We start from the raw sequence: 18,106 nt of genomic DNA on the forward strand, positions 1-18,106 counted from the left end.
GCCGTCAGCGGAATTCGCGTTCCAGCCACGCCCGCTGCCCACCCTCGGCGGTCAGGGCCTGCCCCGCCAGTTCAAGAAAACGGTCGCGGGCAACCCCGGCCTCGGCGGCGCTCAGGCCGTGCGCGGCCGGGTCGGCCAGCAGGGCGCGCAGCAGCGGGTATACCGGCGTGTCCCGGTGCAGGGTGCCGCGCACGGTCACGTCCGCCCGCCAGTTCAGCAGGTAGTCCAGGGCGTACGGGCCGGGTTCCAGCACGCAGCCGCCCGGGTACGGTATGCGCGGCGGGGCGGGAAAGGTCACGGCGGGGTCACTCATACGGATTCCGATTGATTTGCTGCAGTTCAGAATCCATCCGAGCGGATGCGAGTAGGACCAACCGATGGGTTTCGCGGTATGGAGCCGCAGGCAGTGTGTTCCCGGCTGTGGCGCAATGGTGCGCAGTCCGTATCATGCCCCCAGCATGCGCCGCGTGAAGCACCCGTGAACAGGGGCCCCGCGGCAAATGCGGCGTCGTTCACCGGGAAGGCCGCTTAAGCTGCGGGCATGCGCATCCTGGTACCTGACCTGCTGCTCATCCTGAGTGTCCTGAGCATCGCCGTGGGAGTCATCGCCCTGATCCGCTTCGCGGTCCGGGAACATGCTTACAGGAGCGAAGGCAGCCGCCTGCGGGAACTCGAGCAGCGCATCCAGCAACTCGAACGCGACCGAGCGAACTGATACGGAGTCCGGTTGAATCGGCGCAGTTCTGAATCAATCCGAGCGGACGCGAGCAGGAACAGCAGACGGATTCTGCGGTATGGAGCCGCCGATAACGCCTTCCCGCCTATGGCGCCATGGAGCGGCAGTCCGTATCATACGGGTTCCGTTTGTTTCGCCGACAACCCGGAACTTCGCCGGATTGCCGGCTCCACGTCCGGAACCCGTTTTGCTCCCACTCGCTCCGCTCGGATTGAACGGGCTTTGCAGCCCATTCAATCGGAGTCCGTATCACGACGCGGGGCGGAGAACGGGGCAGAACATGGGGCAGGGACAGGGAAGCTGATCTCCCCTGCCCCTGCCAGCCATACCAGCTTGCCCCGCTGCTTCTACCCGACAGCGGGCGAGCTGTCCAGGGCGTTCAGGACGGCGCGCGTGAAGGTCTGCGTGTCGGCCGCGCCGCCCAGGTCGCGGGTCGGATGTGCGCGCAGGGCGAGGGCCACGGCGCGGTCGATCTGGTTGGCGGCGTCCGGGCGTTTCAGGCTGTGCCGGAGAAGCATCCCGGCGCTCATGATGGCGGCGGCGGGGTTTGCCACCCCTTTCCCGGCAATGTCGGGGGCGCTGCCGTGAATGGGTTCGAACAGGCCCGCGCCGTCGCCCAGGCTCGCGCTGGGCATCAGACCGAGGCTGCCGGGAATGACGGCCGCGAGGTCGCTGAGGATGTCGCCGAACAGGTTCTCGGTGACGATCACGTCGTAGCGGCTGGGGTCCGAGACGATCAGCATGGCGACGCTGTCCACGTATTCGTGGTTCAGGTGAATGCCGCGGTAGTCACGGTCGCGCAGGGCGGTCACGTCCCGGCGCCACAGTTCGCTGACTTCCAGCACGTTGGCCTTATCGACGCTCGTGACCCGGCCCTTGCGCTGCTCGGCGGCCCAGAAGGCGACCTTCGCGACGCGCTCGACCTCGGCGGTGGTATAGCGCATGGTGTTGTAGGCGGTGTCACCGTTGATCTGGCGGTCGCCGTCGAAGTACACGCCGCCCAGCAGTTCACGCACGATCAGGATGTCCACGCCGCGCGCCAGTTCGGGCTTCAGGGGCGACAGGTGTTCCAGTCCGGGCTGCACGCGTACCGGGCGCAGGTTGGCGTAACAGCCGAGCGCCTTGCGCAGCGCCAGCAGGCCACTTTCAGGGCGCTGGTGGCGGGGAAGCAGGTTCCAGGCGCTGTCCTGCGCGCCGCCGACCGTGCCCAGCAGCACCGCGTCGGCGTCCTTCAGGGCGTCGCGGGTGGGCTGCGGGAACGGGTCGCCGTGCGTGTCGAAGGCCACGCCGCCGATCAGGTGTTCCTCGACGGTCACGTCGGGCGCGACCTCACGCAGCACCTGCACGGCGGCCGCCGTGACTTCCGGGCCGATGCCGTCGCCGGGCAGGGAGACGATCTTAGGCATGGTGTTTCTCCTGCTGCGCGGCGGCCTGGCTGCTGTCCTGGCCGGGGTGGCCGTGACCAGCCTGCGTGGAGTGGGCGGCCAGGGTCTCGGCTTCCAGCGCCGCCTGATCGTGCTCTTTCATGTACTCCAGCCAGCCGCCGGCCTTCTGAACGTCCAGCGCGAACTGCGGGACCGGCACGAAGGTCAGGCTCTGCCCGGTGCGGGTGTTCGTGATGGTGCCCGCCGTGAGGTTCAGGTCAGCCGGGTCGCCGTCCTGGAAGGCCTGCACGATCCCGTCGCATTCCAGGGCCAGGAAGCCGTTGTTGATGGAGTTGCGGTAGTAGATGCGCGCGAAGTTCGGGGCGATCACGGCCGCCACGCCCGCGCCGCGCAGGGCCCACACGGCGTGCTCGCGGCTGGACCCGCAGCCGAAGTCCGCGCCGGCCACGATGATGTCGCCCGGCTGAACCCGCTTCACGAAGTCCCGGTCGTAGTCCTCCATGGCGAACTTGGCGAGTTCGCTTTCCACGTCGGTGGTCAGGTGCCGGGCGGGGATGATCTCGTCGGTGTTGATGTGGTCTCGGCCAAATACGTGCACGGTGGTCATGGGTTCTCCTGTGGGCCTGGCGGCGCGCGCCGTCCCGGTGCTGATCGTTTCTCGGTGAGGTCGGGGAGTGCTCGTCAGTGGTCGCTCAGGTAGGGGCGGAGTTCTTCCGGGAGGACCTCGTCGTACAGGTCACGCCAGTTGGTGCCGTCGAAGGTGAGGGCAGACTCGATGAACGACTGCGCCAGCGGGTCCGGGTCGTCCAGGGCGTCCAGGGGAACGTCCAGCAGCACCGCGACGGGTACGGGCAAATTGGTGTCTTGCGGGACGACCAGTTCATGTTCGAAGGTCTGCGTGATCAGTTCACGGGTCCACTGCGCCCACCCGGCGGGGTTTCCGGCCCCGGTCTCGACCAGCAGGTCGGCGCGCAGGCGCTCCTCATGCTCGGCCGGCACGTCTCCGTCTACCCATTCCACGCGGCCGTCGGCGAACACCTGAACAGGCACGGTTTCCACATCCAGGAAGTCCGGCAGGTCCAGGGCGTCCTCGCGGGCCTCGCCGTCCGGGTCGGCGTACGAGATCCACGTCTCGCCGTCGAGGCTGTAACTGCTGCCCTCACGGTTCACGGTGACTTCCACGTTGCCCAGCGTGGCGAACGCCAGATTCACCGGGGATTGCAGCGGCGCGGGCTGCCGCAGTTCGAAGGCCACGCGGCGCGCGACCGGCACGGGGTCCGTGTCGTCGCCGTCGGTGGCGTCCAGGTGGGTATCCTGCCAGCCCTGGTCGCTGTCGCCGTGCCACTCGCGGGCCAGCGTTTCAAGCGTGTCCAGCAGGTCCGCCGGGGGTTCCGGGTCGATATCCAGGCGGCCCTCGCGCCACTGCTCGGCCACGTAGGTCGCGACGACCTCGCCGCCCAGCGTCGCGGCCGGGTGTTGCAGCAGGAATTCCAGGGCGCGGCGGGCGTCCACGTTCACCGGGAACGCCTCCCACTTCACGCCGTCGGCAGAGTGCTGCACTTCACGCAGGCGCACCGCGCCGCCCTCGACCGGCAGCACGCGGCCGGTGGTGTCACTGCCCTCGCCGACGCGGCCCAGCGCCAGTTCACCGCTCAGCCGGCGCAGTGTGGGCACGGGAATGGACTGCACGTCCTCGGCGGTTTCCAGGAAGCGGTCCGCGCGGCCATGCATGACGTGCAGCGTGCGGTACTGACTGTCCCAGGCGGCCCCGTACGGCTGCGAGCGCTGCAGCGCGCCCGCGATCAGGTCGCGGTGAGCAGCGTCCTCGGGGCCGCGCGTGAAGGTCAGTGTGCCATCCGCGTCCATGGTCGCGTCGAAGGGATATACGGTGGGCATCAGACCCAGTTGTTTACGTCGTTTTGCTTCGCCCATAAGTTCTCCCAGCTTACTCGCGTGAGGCGAGCAGCAGCGCCCCGAAGCCCAGCATCAGAGTGCCCGCCACGCGGTCCACACCCTGGCGGGCCCGCAGGTACGCGCCCTGCACCCGCGCGGTGGACATGCCCAGCGCCACCACCGCGAACCACACCACGCTGAGGCTCACGATGATCCCGAACGCCGCGAGTTTCATGCCGCTTCCCGCGTGGTTGCCGAGCACTCCGCTGAATACGCTGCCGAAGAACACAGCCGCCTTCGGGTTGGCGATGTTCGTCAGGAACCCGGCCCGCAGAGCGCGCAGGTCACCCTGCAGGTCGTCCAGCGGCGCGCGTACCGGCACGCCCAGCTGCGCGGCCCCGCCACCGTGGGCGCCTGCGCTGTCCGGGACTTTCAGGCTGCCGCGCCACAGGCCGTAGCCCATCCATAACAGGTACAGGCCGCCCGCCACGCGAATCACGCCGTGGACCCACGGGAACGCCCCGAACAGCAGCCCGATACCCAGCAACGCCAGGGACGCCCACACGCTGATGCCCAGCACCACGCCCAGCCCCGCCAGGAGCGCCGCGCGCCGCGTGCGGGCCAGCGCCGTCTGACTGACCAGCAGCACGTCCGGCCCGGGCACGATCAGCACCACGGCGTGCAGGGCCGCCACCGCCAGCAGAATCTTCAGGTCCATGTGTCCTCTCCCTCGCCGTCTTCACGGCAGTTCACTTCGTTAAGGGGGACCGCTTTAGAGGGAGTGCCGTCCGTTCCGCGCATCACCCGGAACCCGCCCTATTCCCCCCTCGCATCTGCCCCGATGGAACGGTTTTACCCGCCCAGCTCAACCCCGGGGCGGCGTGAGTCAGTGGGATCAGTCGGCGGCGTTGATGGTGTCGTTGTACTGGCGCGGATCGCTGATAAAGCCCGATACGGCGCTCGCCGCGACCGTGGCCGGGCTGGCCAGGTAGATCTGCGCGCTGGGGTCACCCATGCGGCCCACGAAGTTCCGGTTGCTGGAGCTGATGCACACGTCGTCCGGCCCCAGTACGCCCGAGTGCATGCCCAGGCACGCGCCGCAACTGGGGTAACTGACGCTGGCCCCGGCCTCCACGAAGATCTCCAGCAGGCCCTCCTGCGCCGCCTGCTTCCAGATCAATTGCGTGGCGGGCACGACGATCATCTGCACGCCGTCCGCCACCCGGCGGCCCTTCAGGATGCGCGCCACTTCCCGCAGGTCCGTGATGCGGCCGTTCGTGCAGCTGCCCACGTACGCGTGCGTCACGGCAATCCGGTCGCTGCCCGCCACGCGCCCGTTACTGGGAATGTGCGGGTACGCCACGGTCGGCTCGACGGCCGAGGCGTCCACCTCGACGACCACCTTGAAGCGGGCGTCCGGGTCGGACTGGTACTCGGTGTACTGGTCGGGCGTCACGCCGCGCGCCGACATGTACGCCCGCGTCGTGTCGTCCACCGCGACGATGCCGGTCTTGCCGCCCGCCTCGATCGCCATGTTCGTCAACGTGAAGCGGCCCTCCATGTCCAGGTTGTCGATGTACTCGCCCACCCACTCCATGACCATGTAGTTCGCGCCGTCCGCGCCGATGCGCTTGATGACCTCCAGCACGATGTCCTTGGGAGTCACGCCCGGCTGCGTCTGGCCCGTCACGCGGATCAGCATGGTCTCGGGAACCTTGAACCATACCTTCCCGGCGTAGATCGCCCCCGCCAGGTCCGTGCTGCCCACCCCGGTCGCAAAGGCCCCCAGCGCGCCCGCGTTGCAGGTGTGACTGTCCCCGCTGACCAGCGTCTGCCCCGGCTTCATCAGGCCCGTGTTCTCCAGCACCACGTGCGCAATCCCGCCCCGGCCCACGTCGTAGAAGTGCTTGATGCCCTTCTCCTGCACCCAGCTCTTGAGCTTCTGGTACATCTTCGCGGCCTTGATGTTCATGGCCGGCACGCTGTGATCCGGCACCGCCACGATCTGATCCGGGTTGAACACCCGGTCCATGCCACGCTCCTCCAGCATCCGCAACGCCGCCGGCGTGGTGATCTCATGGCACAGCACCCAGTCGGTCGCGCACTCGATCAACTGCCCCGGCACCACCGCGTCATGCCCACTGTGAGCCGCCAGCATCTTCTCTGCAATCGTCATTCCCATACCACTCCCTCCTCAAGAAACGCGCCCCCGGCCGCTGCGAGAGCTACCGGGGGCGAACACTGAACGCTGGGCCGCGCTCAACGCCCCAAGCGAAGAAGAAGCCCCACCAGGGACGCTCCGACCCGCACAGAACCGCTGAACATGCCCCGAGCATACGCCACCCCCTGTACGCAACGAACAGGTGGTGTAGATAGGCGCCAGCCTCCAGGGACGACGGAAGATCACAGAAGATCACAAGGGCCGCACCCCAGCTTCCGGGGTGCGGCCTTCCAGTCTGTTGATCTGGCTCTATCGGTAGGGAACGGGGGCGCCGGATTACTGCAAGTCGAAGTCGAGGACGGGGGGCGCTTCTGCCCTGGGCGTCTCTTCTTTCGGCGAGTCGTTCTCTGGGCTGGGTGCAGGAGTGGCGCGTTGCACGTTGGGAATGGCGACGGGGGTGGTGCGGTCCATGGGCTGCTGTGGCTGGCCGGGTTTGACCCACTGGGTGCCGGGCGCGGCGGGGCCAGGGGTGCGGTGGGGTGGGGTGGGGTAGGCGGCCTGGCGGGCGGCCCGGATGATGCTGTCCACTTCGTGTTTGCTCAGCAGGCCCTTGTGTTCGAGGGTGCTGAGGATGCCAAGGACCATTTTGCGGGTAAATTCGGCTTCGGCCTGGGGGTCTTTGGGGGTGGGGGCGGTCATGGGTGCCAGGGTAGCGCGTGGGCGGCGGGAGCTGCACCTGAGGCGGTGACATCGGGTCCCCGGAGCGCCGGGCCGGGCCGCGCGTGGTGTGCCGGGTGAGTGGTAAACTGCGCTGTCTGAAAGAGTGGTGTGAATGGTCACCCACGCGGCATAACGCTTCGCCTTACTGTGTGGTGGCGTGTCGGGGCCTACGCGAAGAGGTTTAGACGTCGAGGAGGACTGGGAGAATGTACCGAGGAAGAGAGGGGCAGTGGGCTTTCCTACTTCACCGCCTGTCCGGGCTGGCAATTCTGGCTTATCTGTTGCTACACGTGTTCAGCATCGGGTCGTTTATTTTTGGTGAGCGCTTTTACATGGCGATTCACGAGACATATGACCTGTGGCCGTTCCGGATTGGGCTGGTGTTCGTGACCGCGGGCGTGGTGTATCACGCGTTCAATGGTCTGCGGATCATCGTGATGGACTTCACGGGCTTTGGTGTGGCGTACCAGCGGCAGATGTGGTACGGGGTGCTGCTGATCAGCGTGGCGGCGTTCCTGTACGCGGCGTGGACGCTGTACCCGCGTCTGGTGGGGGGGTACTGATGATTCGCGCACGGACGTTCACAGACGCGCGGCAGCAGTCGCACAGCAACGCAGAGCTGAACTGGTGGATCTTCATGCGGATCAGCGGGTTGATCCTGGTGTTCCTGATTCTGGGGCACGTCTACATGACGTTCATTCAGGTCAGCGAGTCGGACGCCACGTTCGACGCGGTGGTGGGGAAACTCGCCAATCCCGCCTGGAAGTTCTACGACTGGCTGATCCTGGCGCTGTCGCTCATGCACGGCGCGAACGGCGCGCGGTACTCCATTGAGGATTACGTGCGGTCCCGTCCGAACCGGGCGTGGGTGAAGGGTGTGTTCTACACGGTCGTCGCGCTGCTGTTCGCGTTTGGAACCATTGGCCTGTTCTCAATCTGAGCCTGCGTCCAGAATTGGCAGGTGGTAAAGGATAACTATGCATCATCGTTATGACGTTCTGGTTGTAGGTGCGGGCGGTGCGGGCCTGATGGCGGCGCTGTACGCGGCGAAGGGCAACGTGTCCGTGGCCTGCATCAGCAAACTGTACCCGACGCGTTCTCATACGGGCGCTGCGCAGGGCGGGATCGGCGCGGCGCTGGGGAACGTGCAGGAAGACCACTGGGAATGGCACATGTTCGACACCGTCAAGGGCGGCGATTACCTGACCGATCAGGACGCCGCCGAGGTGTTCGCCAAGGACATCATTGACGCGGTGTACGAGCTCGAACACATGGGTCTGCCGTTCTCGCGCACGCCGGACGGGAAGATCGCGCAGCGTAAGTTCGGTGGGCACACCCGTGATTTCGGGAAGGCGGCCGTGGAGCGCAGCTGTTATGCCAAGGACCGCACGGGTCACATGATCCTTCAGACGCTGTACCAACAGAACGTGAAGGCCGGAACGACGTTCTACAACGAGTTCCACGTGACGGACCTGCTGATCGAGGACGGCCGTTGCCGCGGTGTGGTGGCGTACGAGCTGAGTACCGGCGAGCTGCACACTTTCCACGCGAAGGCCGTGATTCTGGCGGCGGGCGGGTACGGGCGGGCGTTCAAGATCACCAGTAACGCACTGACCCTGACGGGCGACCTGATGAGCATCTACTACCGCAAGGGCCTGCCCCTTGAGGACATGGAGTTCTATCAGTTCCACCCGACGGGACTGGCGAAGCTGGGCATCCTGGTCACGGAAGGCATTCGTGGTGAGGGCGGCATTCTGCGAAACGACAGCGGTGAGCGCTTCATGGAGCGGTACGCGCCGACCATCAAGGATCTGGCGCCGCGTGACATCGTGTCGCGCTCCATCATCACCGAGATCCGCGAAGGCCGCGGCGTGGGCCGCGACAAGGACGCCGTGAACATCGACCTGACGCACCTGCCGCGCGAGGTGATCGAGGGCAAACTGGCCGAGATTACCGACCTGGCGCGCACGTACCTGGGCATGGACCCGGTCAAGGACCTCGTGCCGATCCAGCCGACGGCGCACTACGCGATGGGCGGCATTCCCACCGACCTGAACGGCCTGTGCCTGAGTGACGGGAACGGCGGCAGCGTGGAGGGCCTGTACGCGGCCGGTGAGCAGGCCTGCGTGAGCCTGCACGGCGCGAACCGCCTGGGCACCAACAGCCTCGGGGACCTCGTGGTGTTCGGCCGCCGCGCCGGAATCTACGCCGCGCAGTATGCGCGTCAGGTGGAATTCGCGGACATGCCCGAGAACCCCGAACGCGAGAGCGTGGACCTGTTCGACCGCCTGCGCGCCAGCAACGGCAAGGACAACGCCGCCTCGATCCGCAAGGAACTGCAGGAATCCATGATGAACAACGTCGGGATCTTCCGCAACGGCCCCGACATGGCCAAACAGGTGGGGATCGTGCAGGAACTCAAGGCGCGTTACGCGAACGTGGGCGTCAGCGACCCCAGCCGCCGCTACAACAGCGAACTGATCGAGGCGATGGAACTGGGCTTCATGCTCGACTGCGCCGAGGCCATGACCGCCAGCGCGCTTAACCGCACCGAGTCGCGCGGCGCGCACGACCGCGAGGACTTCACCACGCGCGACGACGAGAACTGGCTCAAGCACACCATGGCGTACAAGGACCTGAACCGCGAGGGTCAGGTGCAGATCGGGTACAAGCCCGTGTCCCTCAAGGGCTTCACGCGGGCCTTTGAACCCAAGCCGCGCGTGTACTGACCCCGCCCCCCCTACCCACTCGGGCGGCGCTGCCATGCACGCCGCCCGGAAGGAATCTCAATGACCCAGACCCACGCACCGACCAGCGCCGCGCCCGTCTCTGCGAGCGTGCCGATGATCCAACTGAAAGTGAAGGTTCTGCGCTTTGACCCCGAAAAGGACAAGAAGGCGCACTGGACCACCTACGACGTGGAAGCCCAGGCCAGCGACCGCGTACTGGACGTCATCAACCACATCAAGTGGTACATGGAGCCCAGTCTGACCTTCCGCCGCTCGTGCATGCACGGCATCTGCGGCAGCGACGCCATGCTGATCAACGGGCGTAACCGACTGGCCTGCAAGACGCTGGTGCGCGACGTGGCCAAGAGCGGCGGGACCATCACGGTGGAACCCATTCGCGGCCTGAAGGTCGAGAAGGACCTGCTCGTGGACATGGAGCCGTTCTTCGACTCGTACAAGGCGATCATGCCGTACTTCATCAACGAGTCCCCGGCCCCCGCCGCCGAGCGTATTCAGTCCGAGGAAGAAGCCGAGCGCATGGCGCACTCCAGCAACTGCATCCTGTGCGCGTGCTGCACGACCAGTTGCCCGATCTTCTGGGTGAACGGGTCGTACCTCGGCCCGGCCGCCATCGTGCAGGCACACCGCTTCATCTTCGACACCCGCGACGAGGCCACGCAGCAGCGTCTGGGCATCATGAACCAGAACACGGGCGTATGGCGCTGCCGCACCGCGTACAACTGCACCGAGGCCTGCCCGCGCGACATTCCGATCACGCAACTGATCGAGGAAGTCAAACGCGCCGTCATGTACGGCCAGGCGTAAGCCGAAGCTTCCCGAGCCCCGTCCCGCCTGCCGGTGGGCGGGGCTTTTTCATGGGCGGCGCAGGCTGTACCGTGGGTCACGACCGTCGCCCCGCCCCTGACCGCCCCGCGCGTCAATCCCACCATGCCCCGGCCCGCCTGTGATCGGCCAGCGTCACGCCACACTTCCCGCATCGGCTCCGACTCATACGGATTCCGTTTGTTTCGTTGACAACCCGGAAGGGCACCGGGTTGTCAGCTTCACGTCCAGAACCCGTTTTGCTTCTACTCGCTCCGCTCCGATTGATTCGGAACTGCACCGAATCAATCGGAATCCGTATAGGGTACCCGGAAGGTCAGCGCCAGGGACACAGAAGCGCCCCTGCAAGACGTCGCCCTTCCTGGGCCTTGCCATGGATGCGGTTGGCGATGCTCATCCTGGGTGCCTTCAGCGGGCGAAGTCGTGAATGAACCTTTCCTGCTCGGGTGTTTCGATGGCGTTTGGGCTGCGGGTCTCCCGGACGAGGGCGATGGCGTCGTCGGCGTTCAGGCCCGCCTGCACGAGCAGGCACGCGGCGCTCAGGCCCGCGCGGCCCAGGCCGCCCCGGCAGTGCACGACGACGCTGCGGCCGTTCAGGAGGTAGGTCATCAGTTCGTCGATGTACGCGGCGAAGTCGTGCGGGTCGTGCGGAGCGTGAGCGTCCGGTATGGGGTACGGCGCGACTTCCAGTCCGAAGGTGGTCGCGGCGTCGTGGTAGTCCTCCAGGCCCAGCATGGGGAACTCGTGGTCTTCGAGCAGGGGCGCGATGACGTTCGCGCCGTCCTGTGCCAGGGTGCGCATGTCCTCGGTCAGGTCTCGGTCGTGCGTGACGCCCGGCTGGTACACGCTGCCGCCCTTCTTGCCCGGCGCGAAGGTCAGGCCCAGGCGGCCGGGCCACAGGCCGGTGGGAATCCAGTCCACGCGGATGGGGTTGGCGGCGCTGGTCACTGGCGGGCGTCCTCGGCGATCCAGCGGGCGGCGTCCAGGGCGTGGTACGTGATGATGGCGTCCGCTCCGGCGCGCCTGAAACCGGTCAGGGTTTCCAGGACGGTGCGGCGTTCATCCATGAATCCGGCGGCGGCGGCCGCCTTGATCAGCGAGTACTCGCCGCTGACGTTGTACGCCACCACCGGCAGGTCGAACTCGCGTTTCAGGAGGCTCAGGACGTCCAGGTACGCCAGGGCGGGTTTGACCATCAGGGTGTCGGCGCCCTGCTCGGCGTCCAGGCGGGCCTCGCGCAGCGCCTCGCGGTAGCCTCCGGCGGGGTCCATCTGGTACGTGGCGCGGTTCCCGACGCTGGGCGCGGACCCGGCGGCGTCACGGAAGGGGCCGTAGTAGGCGCTGGCGTACTTCACGGCGTAACTCATGATCGGGGTATGCGCGAAACCCGCCCCGTCCAGCGCGGCGCGGATGGCGGCGACCTGTCCGTCCATCATGGCGCTGGGGGCCACGACGTCCGCCCCGGCGCGGGCCTGCGAGACGGCCGTGCGGGCCAGCAACTCCAGGCTGGGGTCGTTATCGACCGTCCAGGCGTCCGGTCCGCTCTGGCCGGGCACCTCGCACAGCGGGCCGCAGTGGCCGTGGTCGGTGTACTCGCACAGGCAGGTGTCGGTGATGACGCTGATGCCCGGCACCGCCGCCTTGATGGCACGCGTGGCCCGCTGGATGATGCCGTCTTCTGCGTAGGCCTGGGTGCCCAGGGCGTCCTTGTGGTCAGGAATGCCGAACAGAATCACGCTGGGAATGCCGAGACTCAGGGCCTCGCGGGCCTGCGCCACAGCACTTTCGATACTGTGGCGCCTCACGCCGGGCATGGTGGCGATGTCGGTGACGGTGTCGCGCTCATGCACGAAGACCGGGTGGATGAACTGCTCTGGGTGCAGGTGCACTTCGCGGGTCAGGGCGCGCAGGGCGGGCGTGCGGCGCAGGCGGCGGGGACGGTCTTGCATGCGCTTACGCTAGCGCGCCCATGCCGGGACGAATGCAACGCGTCCCGGCACCCCAGGTGGGGACGGAGGCGCGGGCAGAGGACCTCTCGACCCGAGCAGCAGGAGGGCAGGTTCTGGGCGTCGAAATGGCACCCCGGTGGTGTTCTGGGTTGTCAACCAAACAGACTGCCATCTGTTTGAGGCGGCTGGGGTGCCCACTGCGGGCTCGGCCGGGGATGCAGGAGCGGTGGTAGAGCGCGCCTGCCGTGGCAGGTGGAGTCCAGGGGGTTACGGAGAACTGATTTTGCTGGTGCTGGGCGGGTTCCGGTGCTGGTGGGAGTCGCGGTGTCGGGGGCTGTTTTCGGGTACAATGGGGACCATAGAAGGCGTCGGTTCTATTACGCTTAAAACATAATCGTGCTAGAATTGATCCACTCCCGGCCCCCGCGCCGGGCATCCTCATCCCACCTCTGCGGCGCGGCTCCGGCCACGCCCGGACCTGCGCCACTGGAGCAACATGACTGGAATTCTTCCCGTTGACATCACCAGCGAAGTCAAGACCAACTTCATCAACTACGCCATGAACGTGATCGTGGACCGCGCGCTGCCCGACGTGCGCGACGGCCTCAAGCCGGTGCAGCGCCGGATCATGTACGCCATGATGCTCGAAGGCCTCTACGCCAACCAGAAACACGCCAAGTCGGCCTCTGTGGTCGGCGAGGTCATGAAGAAGTACCACCCGCACGGCGACAGCTCCATCTACGACGCCATGGTCCGCCTGGGCCAGTGGTGGAACATGCGTTACCCCATGGTTCACCCGCAGGGCAACTTCGGCTCCATTGACGGCGACCCACCCGCCGCCATGCGTTACACCGAAGCCCGCATGACCAAGGTCGCCGAGGAGGTCCTGGCCGACCTAGAAAAAGAAACGGTGGACCTGAAACCCAACTACGACGAGACCACCGTCGAACCCAGCGTGCTGCCCTCGGCCGTGCCGAACCTGCTGATCAACGGCGCGTCGGGCATCGCGGTGGGCATGGCGACGAACATTCCGCCGCATAACCTGACCGAGATCTGCAACGGCCTGCTGGCCCTGATCGACGACCCGCACATCGACCTGGACGGCATGATGCAGCACGTGACCGGCCCGGACTTCCCGACCGGCGGGCGCATCTCGCAGGTCGGCATCCGCGAAGCCTACGCCACGGGCCACGCTGGCCTGAAGGTGCGCGGCAAGGCCCGCATCGAGGAAAAGAACGGCCGGAACCAGATCATCATCAGCGAGATTCCGTATCAGGTGAACAAGACCAACCTGATCCAGACGATCAGCGCCATGTACAAGGCCGGGAAGATTCCCGACATCAGCGCCCTGCGTGACGAGTCCGACCGCAAGGACCCGGTGCGCATCGTGGTGGAACTCAAGCGCGGCGCGATTCCCACCCTGGTCCTGAACCAGCTGTACAAGTACACGCAGTTGCAGGGCACGTTCACGGTCATCAACCTGAGCATCGTGAACGGCGAGCCGCGCGTGCTTCCGCTGGTCGATACCATGCGGTACTTCCTGGCTCACCGTCGCGACGTGGTCACGCGCCGCACGCAGTACGAACTGAAGAAAGCCGAGGCCCGCGCCCACATTCTCGAAGGGCTGATCAAGGCGCTTGACCACATCGATGAGGTCATCAACCTGATCCGTGCCAGCAACACGGGCACCGAGGCGCGCGACTCGCTGATGGTCCGCTTCGGGCTCAGCGAGGAGCAGTCGCAGGCGATCCTGGACATGCGCCTGCAGCGCCTGGTGGGCCTGGAACGCGAGAAGCTGATGGCCGAGTTCGACGAACTCCAGAAGACGATTGCGTTCCTGCGCTCCATCCTGGGTGACGAGGGCCTGCTCTGGAAGGAGATCAAGAAGGAAATCCGCGCCGTACGCGACAATTACGGCGACGAACGCCGCAGCACCATCACGCTGCTCGAAGAGGACATCAGCAAAGAAGACCTGATTGCGGTCGAGGACATGGTCATCACCATGACCAAGGCCGGGTACCTCAAGCGCAGCAACCTGGACGCCTACCGCGCGCAGGGCCGGGGTGGGCGCGGCGCGTCGGGCGGCAAACTGCGCGACGAGGACGTGAACACCCGAGTGTTCGTGGGTAGCACGCACGACTTCCTGCTGTTCTTCACCGATAAGGGCCGCGTGTTCCACGAGAAGATCTACGACCTGCCGGAAGCGGGCCGTGACGCCAAGGGCACGCACATCCGCAACCTGCTGCCCGGCCTGCGTGACGAGGAGAACATCGCGTCCGTCCTGAGCGTGGGGGGCTTCGAGGAGGAAGGGTGCTTTATCTTCGCGACCCGCAACGGCGTGGTGAAAAAGACCCTGATCACCGATTACGGCAACATCACCTCGGCCGGTCTGATCGCCATCAACCTCCAGAGCGGCGACGAGCTGATCGGCGTGGGTATCGTGCAGGACAGTGATCACGTGATCCTGGCGACCCGCAACGGCAAGGCCATGCGCTTCCAGAGCGGCGAGGTGCGCGACACGGGCCGCGCCACGCAGGGCGTGATCGGCATCCGCCTGCGTGAAGGCGAGGGGGACGCCGTGGTGAGCATGGCCCTGGTGCCTGGCGGTGACGAGGACAGCGAACTGCTGGCCGTCAGCGAGTGCGGACTGGGTAAACGCACCCCGGTCAGCGAGTACCCCGCCAAGGGGCGCGGTGGAATGGGCGTCATCACGCTGGACGTGACCGACAAGACCGGCAAACTGGTCACGCTGGCCCGCGTGGCCGGTGACGAGGAACTGATGGTCCTGACCGAGAAGGGCACCGTGATCCGCACCCGCGTCGAGGAGGTCCGGGTCACGGGCCGCAACGCGCAGGGCGTGAAGGTGATCAACGTGTCTGACAAGGACTCTGTGATCAGCGCCTTCCCGATCCGCCGCGAGGACGAACTCTGATCCGCTGAGGCGGGCTGCGGGTGGGCGGTGGGGTGAGGGCCTCGCCGCCCACGCCTGTTCCAGCCGGACCGAGCGAACCGTGGATAGCGTTGGCCCGTCCCCGCGAAGAACGGGTAGCTCTGGGCCTCCGCTTGCCTGACGCGCCGTTAAAGAGCGCACCCCGGCGGTGAGCGGCCGGTGAGCCGTGGCGGGGCCAGGAACGGGCCGAAGGCGCTGTCCTGCCGGGCATTGACGGGAACAGCGATAGAGCGATTGATCTGTAACCTCAACGCTGATTAAAGAAACAAAAGTGTTTACAAAAAAGTGAGACTGGGTTACACTGTGAGCAGGTCGGGAATAAGCCCCCGGCACTCCATTTCCCCCTTCTCATACGGACTGACGCTCCATTCCGCCCAATCCGTATGTTGTTCCTACTCGCAACCGCTCGGATTGATTCTGAACTGCACCGAATCAATCGGAGGCCGTATCCCACCGCCCAAGGAGGCGCACACAATGACCCTTAGCACCAACACCCGAACCTACGTGGATACTGTCACCTACCGCCCCGGCGCCGTCATCCTCTACCCCGGCAAGAGCGACATGCTCTACCGCGTCTCGACCGGTCTGGTGCGCGTGCACACCATGGACGACGACGGTAACGGCCTGACCCTGCGTTACGTGAAACCCGGCGAGTACTTTGGCGAGGAAGCCCTGGCCGGCGTGAACCGCGCCTACTTTGCCGAAGCCGTCACGGACTCCAGCATCGACGTGATCAACCCCGCCCTGATGAGCGCCGAGGACAACCTCGTGGTGACCACCCACCTGGTCCGCACGCTGGAACGCGCCTACGAGAGCATCTTCCGCCTGGTCGGCAAGAGACTGCGCGCCCGCATCGCCGGGGAACTGCTGGAACTCAAGGACACCGCCCTGGCGACCCAGCTCGACAGCGGTGAAACCATGATCTACGCCACGCACGACGAACTGGCCGCCGCCGTCGGCAGCGTGCGCGAGACCGTCACGAAGGTCGTGGGCGAACTGTCCCGCGAGGGTGTCATCAGCGCCGGGTACGGCAAGATCACCCTGAAGAACGAAGAAGCCCTGAGCGTCATCGCCGCCGCCTGATCTACACCAAGCGACCCCGTGTTCAGCAGGCGCTGCCCGGTCCTCACGACGGGCAGCGCCCCGTTTTTGCTGCGCCGGGCACCACGCGCCGCGCACTGTCTGCGCCCGCGTGACACGTTCCGGAGTGGACAGCGGGCAGCGTTTGCCATTCCCCCTTAAGGGGTTGACCTTTAGACTCGACCACATGACCCTGACAATCACCCCCGACCGACCCCTGCGCGTCGCCGTGATCGGCAGCGGCCCCAGCGGCATCTTCTCCGCTGAAGCCCTGCTGAAAAGCGACCTGAACGTTGAGATCGACGTGTTCGACCGCCTGCCCACCCCCTACGGACTGGTGCGTTACGGCGTGGCGCCCGACCACCTGACCATCAAGAGTGTCACGCGCGGCTTCGAGAAGACCCTCGGCGACCCGCGTGTGCGCTTCCTGGGCAACGTATCCTTCGGCACGGACCTGACGCACGAGGACGCCGTGTCCCATTACGACGCAGTCCTGTACACGGTGGGGGCCAGCAGTGACCGCCACCTGGGGATTCCCGGCGAAGATCTGAACGGTTCCATGAGCGCCACCGAGTTCGTCGCCTGGTACAACGGTCACCCGGACGCCGCCGCCCGCGAGATGATCCTGAGCGCCCGTGGTGTCGCCGTGGTCGGCGTGGGGAACGTGGCCCTGGACGTGAGCCGCATCCTGGCCAAGACGACCGGGGAACTGCGCAGCAGCGACATCGCCCCCCACGCCCTGGACGCCCTGGAGCACAGCGCCGTGAAGGACGTGTGGATCCTGGGTCGGCGCGGCCCGGCGCAGGCGGCCTTCACGACCAAGGAACTGCGTGAATTCGGCGAGCTGCACGAGTCCGAACCTGTCGTGGACGCTGCCGAGGTCGCCCTGACCGACGCCGAGGAAGCGGCCGTGACCGACAACGTGAAGAAGAAGAACATCGAGGTCTTGCGTGACTTCGCCGCCCGCACCCCGCAGGGCAAATCCCGCCGCGTGCACCTGCGCTTCCTGGTGTCCCCCACCGAGATCATCGACGACGGCACCGGGCATGTGGGCGGCCTGAAAGTGGAACGCAACCGCCTGGACGAGAACGGAAACGCCGTGGGAACCGGCGAGTACGAGGTGCTGCCCGTGCAGATGGTGCTGCGCTCGGTCGGGTACCGGGGCGTGGCGCTGCCCGGCGTGCCCTTCGATGAGCGGCGCGGCGTGATCCCCAACGAGGAAGGCCGCGTCCAGGGCCGCGTGGGCGAGTACACCGCCGGGTGGATCAAGCGCGGCCCGAGCGGCGTGGTCGGCACCAACCGCAAGGACGCCACCGACACCGTCGCGCACCTGCTGGCCGATGTCAGCGGCGGCTTCCTGCCCGGCGCGGCCCACCCCACCCGCGCGGCCGTGGACGCCCTGCTGGCCGCTCGGGGCGTGCAGGTGTACTCGTTTGCGGACTGGCAGACCCTGGACGCGCACGAACTGGCGACCGGTCAGGCCGAGGGCCGCCCCCGCCGCAAGATCGTACACCGCGAGATGATGCTCGGCCACCGCCAGAGCTGACCTGCACAGGGCAGGACTGAACGCTGCGCCCGCAGCTTCACACGAACGCTCCTGCACTCAGACGGATTCCGATTGATACTGTTCCCGTGTGGGCGGGGCCGCCACGGTTACGCG

17 protein-coding genes are annotated in these 18,106 nt (G+C 66.5%); 8 read left to right on the top strand and 9 right to left on the bottom strand.

Features of this window, described 5'->3' with window-relative positions; translation table 11 throughout:
* Positions 1 to 4 precede the first annotated feature (4 nt).
* Positions 5 to 313 carry a hypothetical protein gene (locus QZ271_RS01720; protein ID WP_291428391.1) on the bottom strand — a complete coding sequence of 103 codons (309 nt, stop codon included), beginning with the start codon at positions 311 to 313 and terminating at the stop codon, positions 5 to 7.
* Between the two features lie 228 nt (positions 314 to 541).
* On the opposite strand from QZ271_RS01720, the gene QZ271_RS01725 reads away from it, so the two are divergent.
* Positions 542 to 715, top strand: coding sequence for a hypothetical protein (locus QZ271_RS01725; RefSeq protein WP_291428393.1), 174 nt, complete (start codon positions 542 to 544; stop codon positions 713 to 715).
* 368 nt (positions 716 to 1,083) lie between these two features.
* On the opposite strand, the gene leuB is transcribed toward QZ271_RS01725, so the two are convergent.
* From leuB to QZ271_RS01755, 6 genes are all read right to left on the bottom strand, one after another.
* Entirely contained in the window at positions 1,084 to 2,142 is a 1,059-nt protein-coding gene (gene leuB, locus QZ271_RS01730) for a 3-isopropylmalate dehydrogenase (RefSeq protein WP_291428395.1), read from the bottom strand.
* Entirely contained in the window at positions 2,135 to 2,728 is a 594-nt protein-coding gene (locus QZ271_RS01735) for a 3-isopropylmalate dehydratase small subunit (RefSeq protein ID WP_291428397.1), read from the bottom strand. Before QZ271_RS01735 ends, leuB begins: the two co-directional genes overlap by 8 nt.
* A 74-nt stretch (positions 2,729 to 2,802) precedes the next feature.
* Complete coding sequence (locus tag QZ271_RS01740) at positions 2,803 to 4,017, bottom strand: hypothetical protein (protein ID WP_291428399.1); 1,215 nt, start codon at positions 4,015 to 4,017, stop codon at positions 2,803 to 2,805.
* Positions 4,018 to 4,066: 49 nt separating this feature from the next.
* The gene (locus tag QZ271_RS01745; protein WP_291428401.1) at positions 4,067 to 4,732 is read right to left on the bottom strand and encodes a LysE family transporter; all 666 of its coding nucleotides are present in this window, start codon (positions 4,730 to 4,732) and stop codon (positions 4,067 to 4,069) included.
* 177 nt (positions 4,733 to 4,909) lie between these two features.
* Positions 4,910 to 6,196 (bottom strand): homoaconitate hydratase family protein, encoded by a 1,287-nt coding sequence (locus QZ271_RS01750; RefSeq protein WP_291428403.1) that lies wholly within the window; start codon positions 6,194 to 6,196, stop codon positions 4,910 to 4,912.
* Between the two features lie 315 nt (positions 6,197 to 6,511).
* Positions 6,512 to 6,874, bottom strand: a complete 363-nt coding sequence (locus QZ271_RS01755; protein WP_291428405.1) for a hypothetical protein — start codon at positions 6,872 to 6,874, stop codon at positions 6,512 to 6,514.
* Positions 6,875 to 7,101: 227 nt separating this feature from the next.
* Between QZ271_RS01755 and sdhC the strand changes: the two genes are divergently transcribed.
* From sdhC to QZ271_RS01775, 4 genes are read left to right on the top strand one after another with little or no spacing between them, the layout of a single operon-like run.
* On the top strand, positions 7,102 to 7,458 hold the full coding sequence (gene sdhC / locus QZ271_RS01760) for a succinate dehydrogenase, cytochrome b556 subunit (protein ID WP_291428407.1): 357 nt from the start codon (positions 7,102 to 7,104) through the stop codon (positions 7,456 to 7,458).
* Positions 7,458 to 7,835, top strand: coding sequence for a succinate dehydrogenase hydrophobic membrane anchor subunit (locus QZ271_RS01765; RefSeq protein ID WP_291428409.1), 378 nt, complete (start codon positions 7,458 to 7,460; stop codon positions 7,833 to 7,835). Before sdhC ends, QZ271_RS01765 begins: the two co-directional genes overlap by 1 nt.
* 37 nt (positions 7,836 to 7,872) lie before the next feature.
* Positions 7,873 to 9,624 (top strand): succinate dehydrogenase flavoprotein subunit, encoded by a 1,752-nt coding sequence (sdhA, locus tag QZ271_RS01770; RefSeq protein WP_291428411.1) that lies wholly within the window; start codon positions 7,873 to 7,875, stop codon positions 9,622 to 9,624.
* Positions 9,625 to 9,684: 60 nt separating this feature from the next.
* Complete coding sequence (locus tag QZ271_RS01775) at positions 9,685 to 10,449, top strand: succinate dehydrogenase iron-sulfur subunit (RefSeq protein WP_088249880.1); 765 nt, start codon at positions 9,685 to 9,687, stop codon at positions 10,447 to 10,449.
* A 426-nt stretch (positions 10,450 to 10,875) separates the two neighbouring features.
* On the opposite strand, the gene QZ271_RS01780 is transcribed toward QZ271_RS01775, so the two are convergent.
* Together QZ271_RS01780 and hemB are read right to left on the bottom strand one after the other, a co-directional pair.
* Positions 10,876 to 11,415 carry a cyclin-dependent kinase inhibitor 3 family protein gene (locus QZ271_RS01780; RefSeq protein WP_291428417.1) on the bottom strand — a complete coding sequence of 180 codons (540 nt, stop codon included), beginning with the start codon at positions 11,413 to 11,415 and terminating at the stop codon, positions 10,876 to 10,878.
* Positions 11,412 to 12,416, bottom strand: coding sequence for a porphobilinogen synthase (hemB, locus tag QZ271_RS01785; protein ID WP_291428419.1), 1,005 nt, complete (start codon positions 12,414 to 12,416; stop codon positions 11,412 to 11,414). The genes QZ271_RS01780 and hemB overlap by 4 nt, the downstream gene beginning before the upstream one ends.
* A gap of 496 nt (positions 12,417 to 12,912) precedes the next feature.
* Between hemB and gyrA the strand changes: the two genes are divergently transcribed.
* From gyrA to QZ271_RS01800, 3 genes are all read left to right on the top strand, one after another.
* A complete protein-coding gene (gene gyrA / locus QZ271_RS01790) occupies positions 12,913 to 15,348 on the top strand; it encodes a DNA gyrase subunit A (RefSeq protein ID WP_291428421.1) in 2,436 nt (811 codons plus the stop codon).
* 492 nt (positions 15,349 to 15,840) lie between these two features.
* The gene (locus QZ271_RS01795) at positions 15,841 to 16,449 is read left to right on the top strand and encodes a helix-turn-helix domain-containing protein (RefSeq protein ID WP_291428423.1); all 609 of its coding nucleotides are present in this window, start codon (positions 15,841 to 15,843) and stop codon (positions 16,447 to 16,449) included.
* A 184-nt stretch (positions 16,450 to 16,633) separates the two neighbouring features.
* Positions 16,634 to 17,992, top strand: a complete 1,359-nt coding sequence (locus QZ271_RS01800) for an FAD-dependent oxidoreductase (RefSeq protein ID WP_291428425.1) — start codon at positions 16,634 to 16,636, stop codon at positions 17,990 to 17,992.
* The last annotated feature ends 114 nt before the right edge of the window (positions 17,993 to 18,106 follow it).

Source organism: Deinococcus sp. (assembly GCF_018260555.1).
Taxonomy (GTDB): Bacteria; Deinococcota; Deinococci; order Deinococcales; family Deinococcaceae; genus Deinococcus.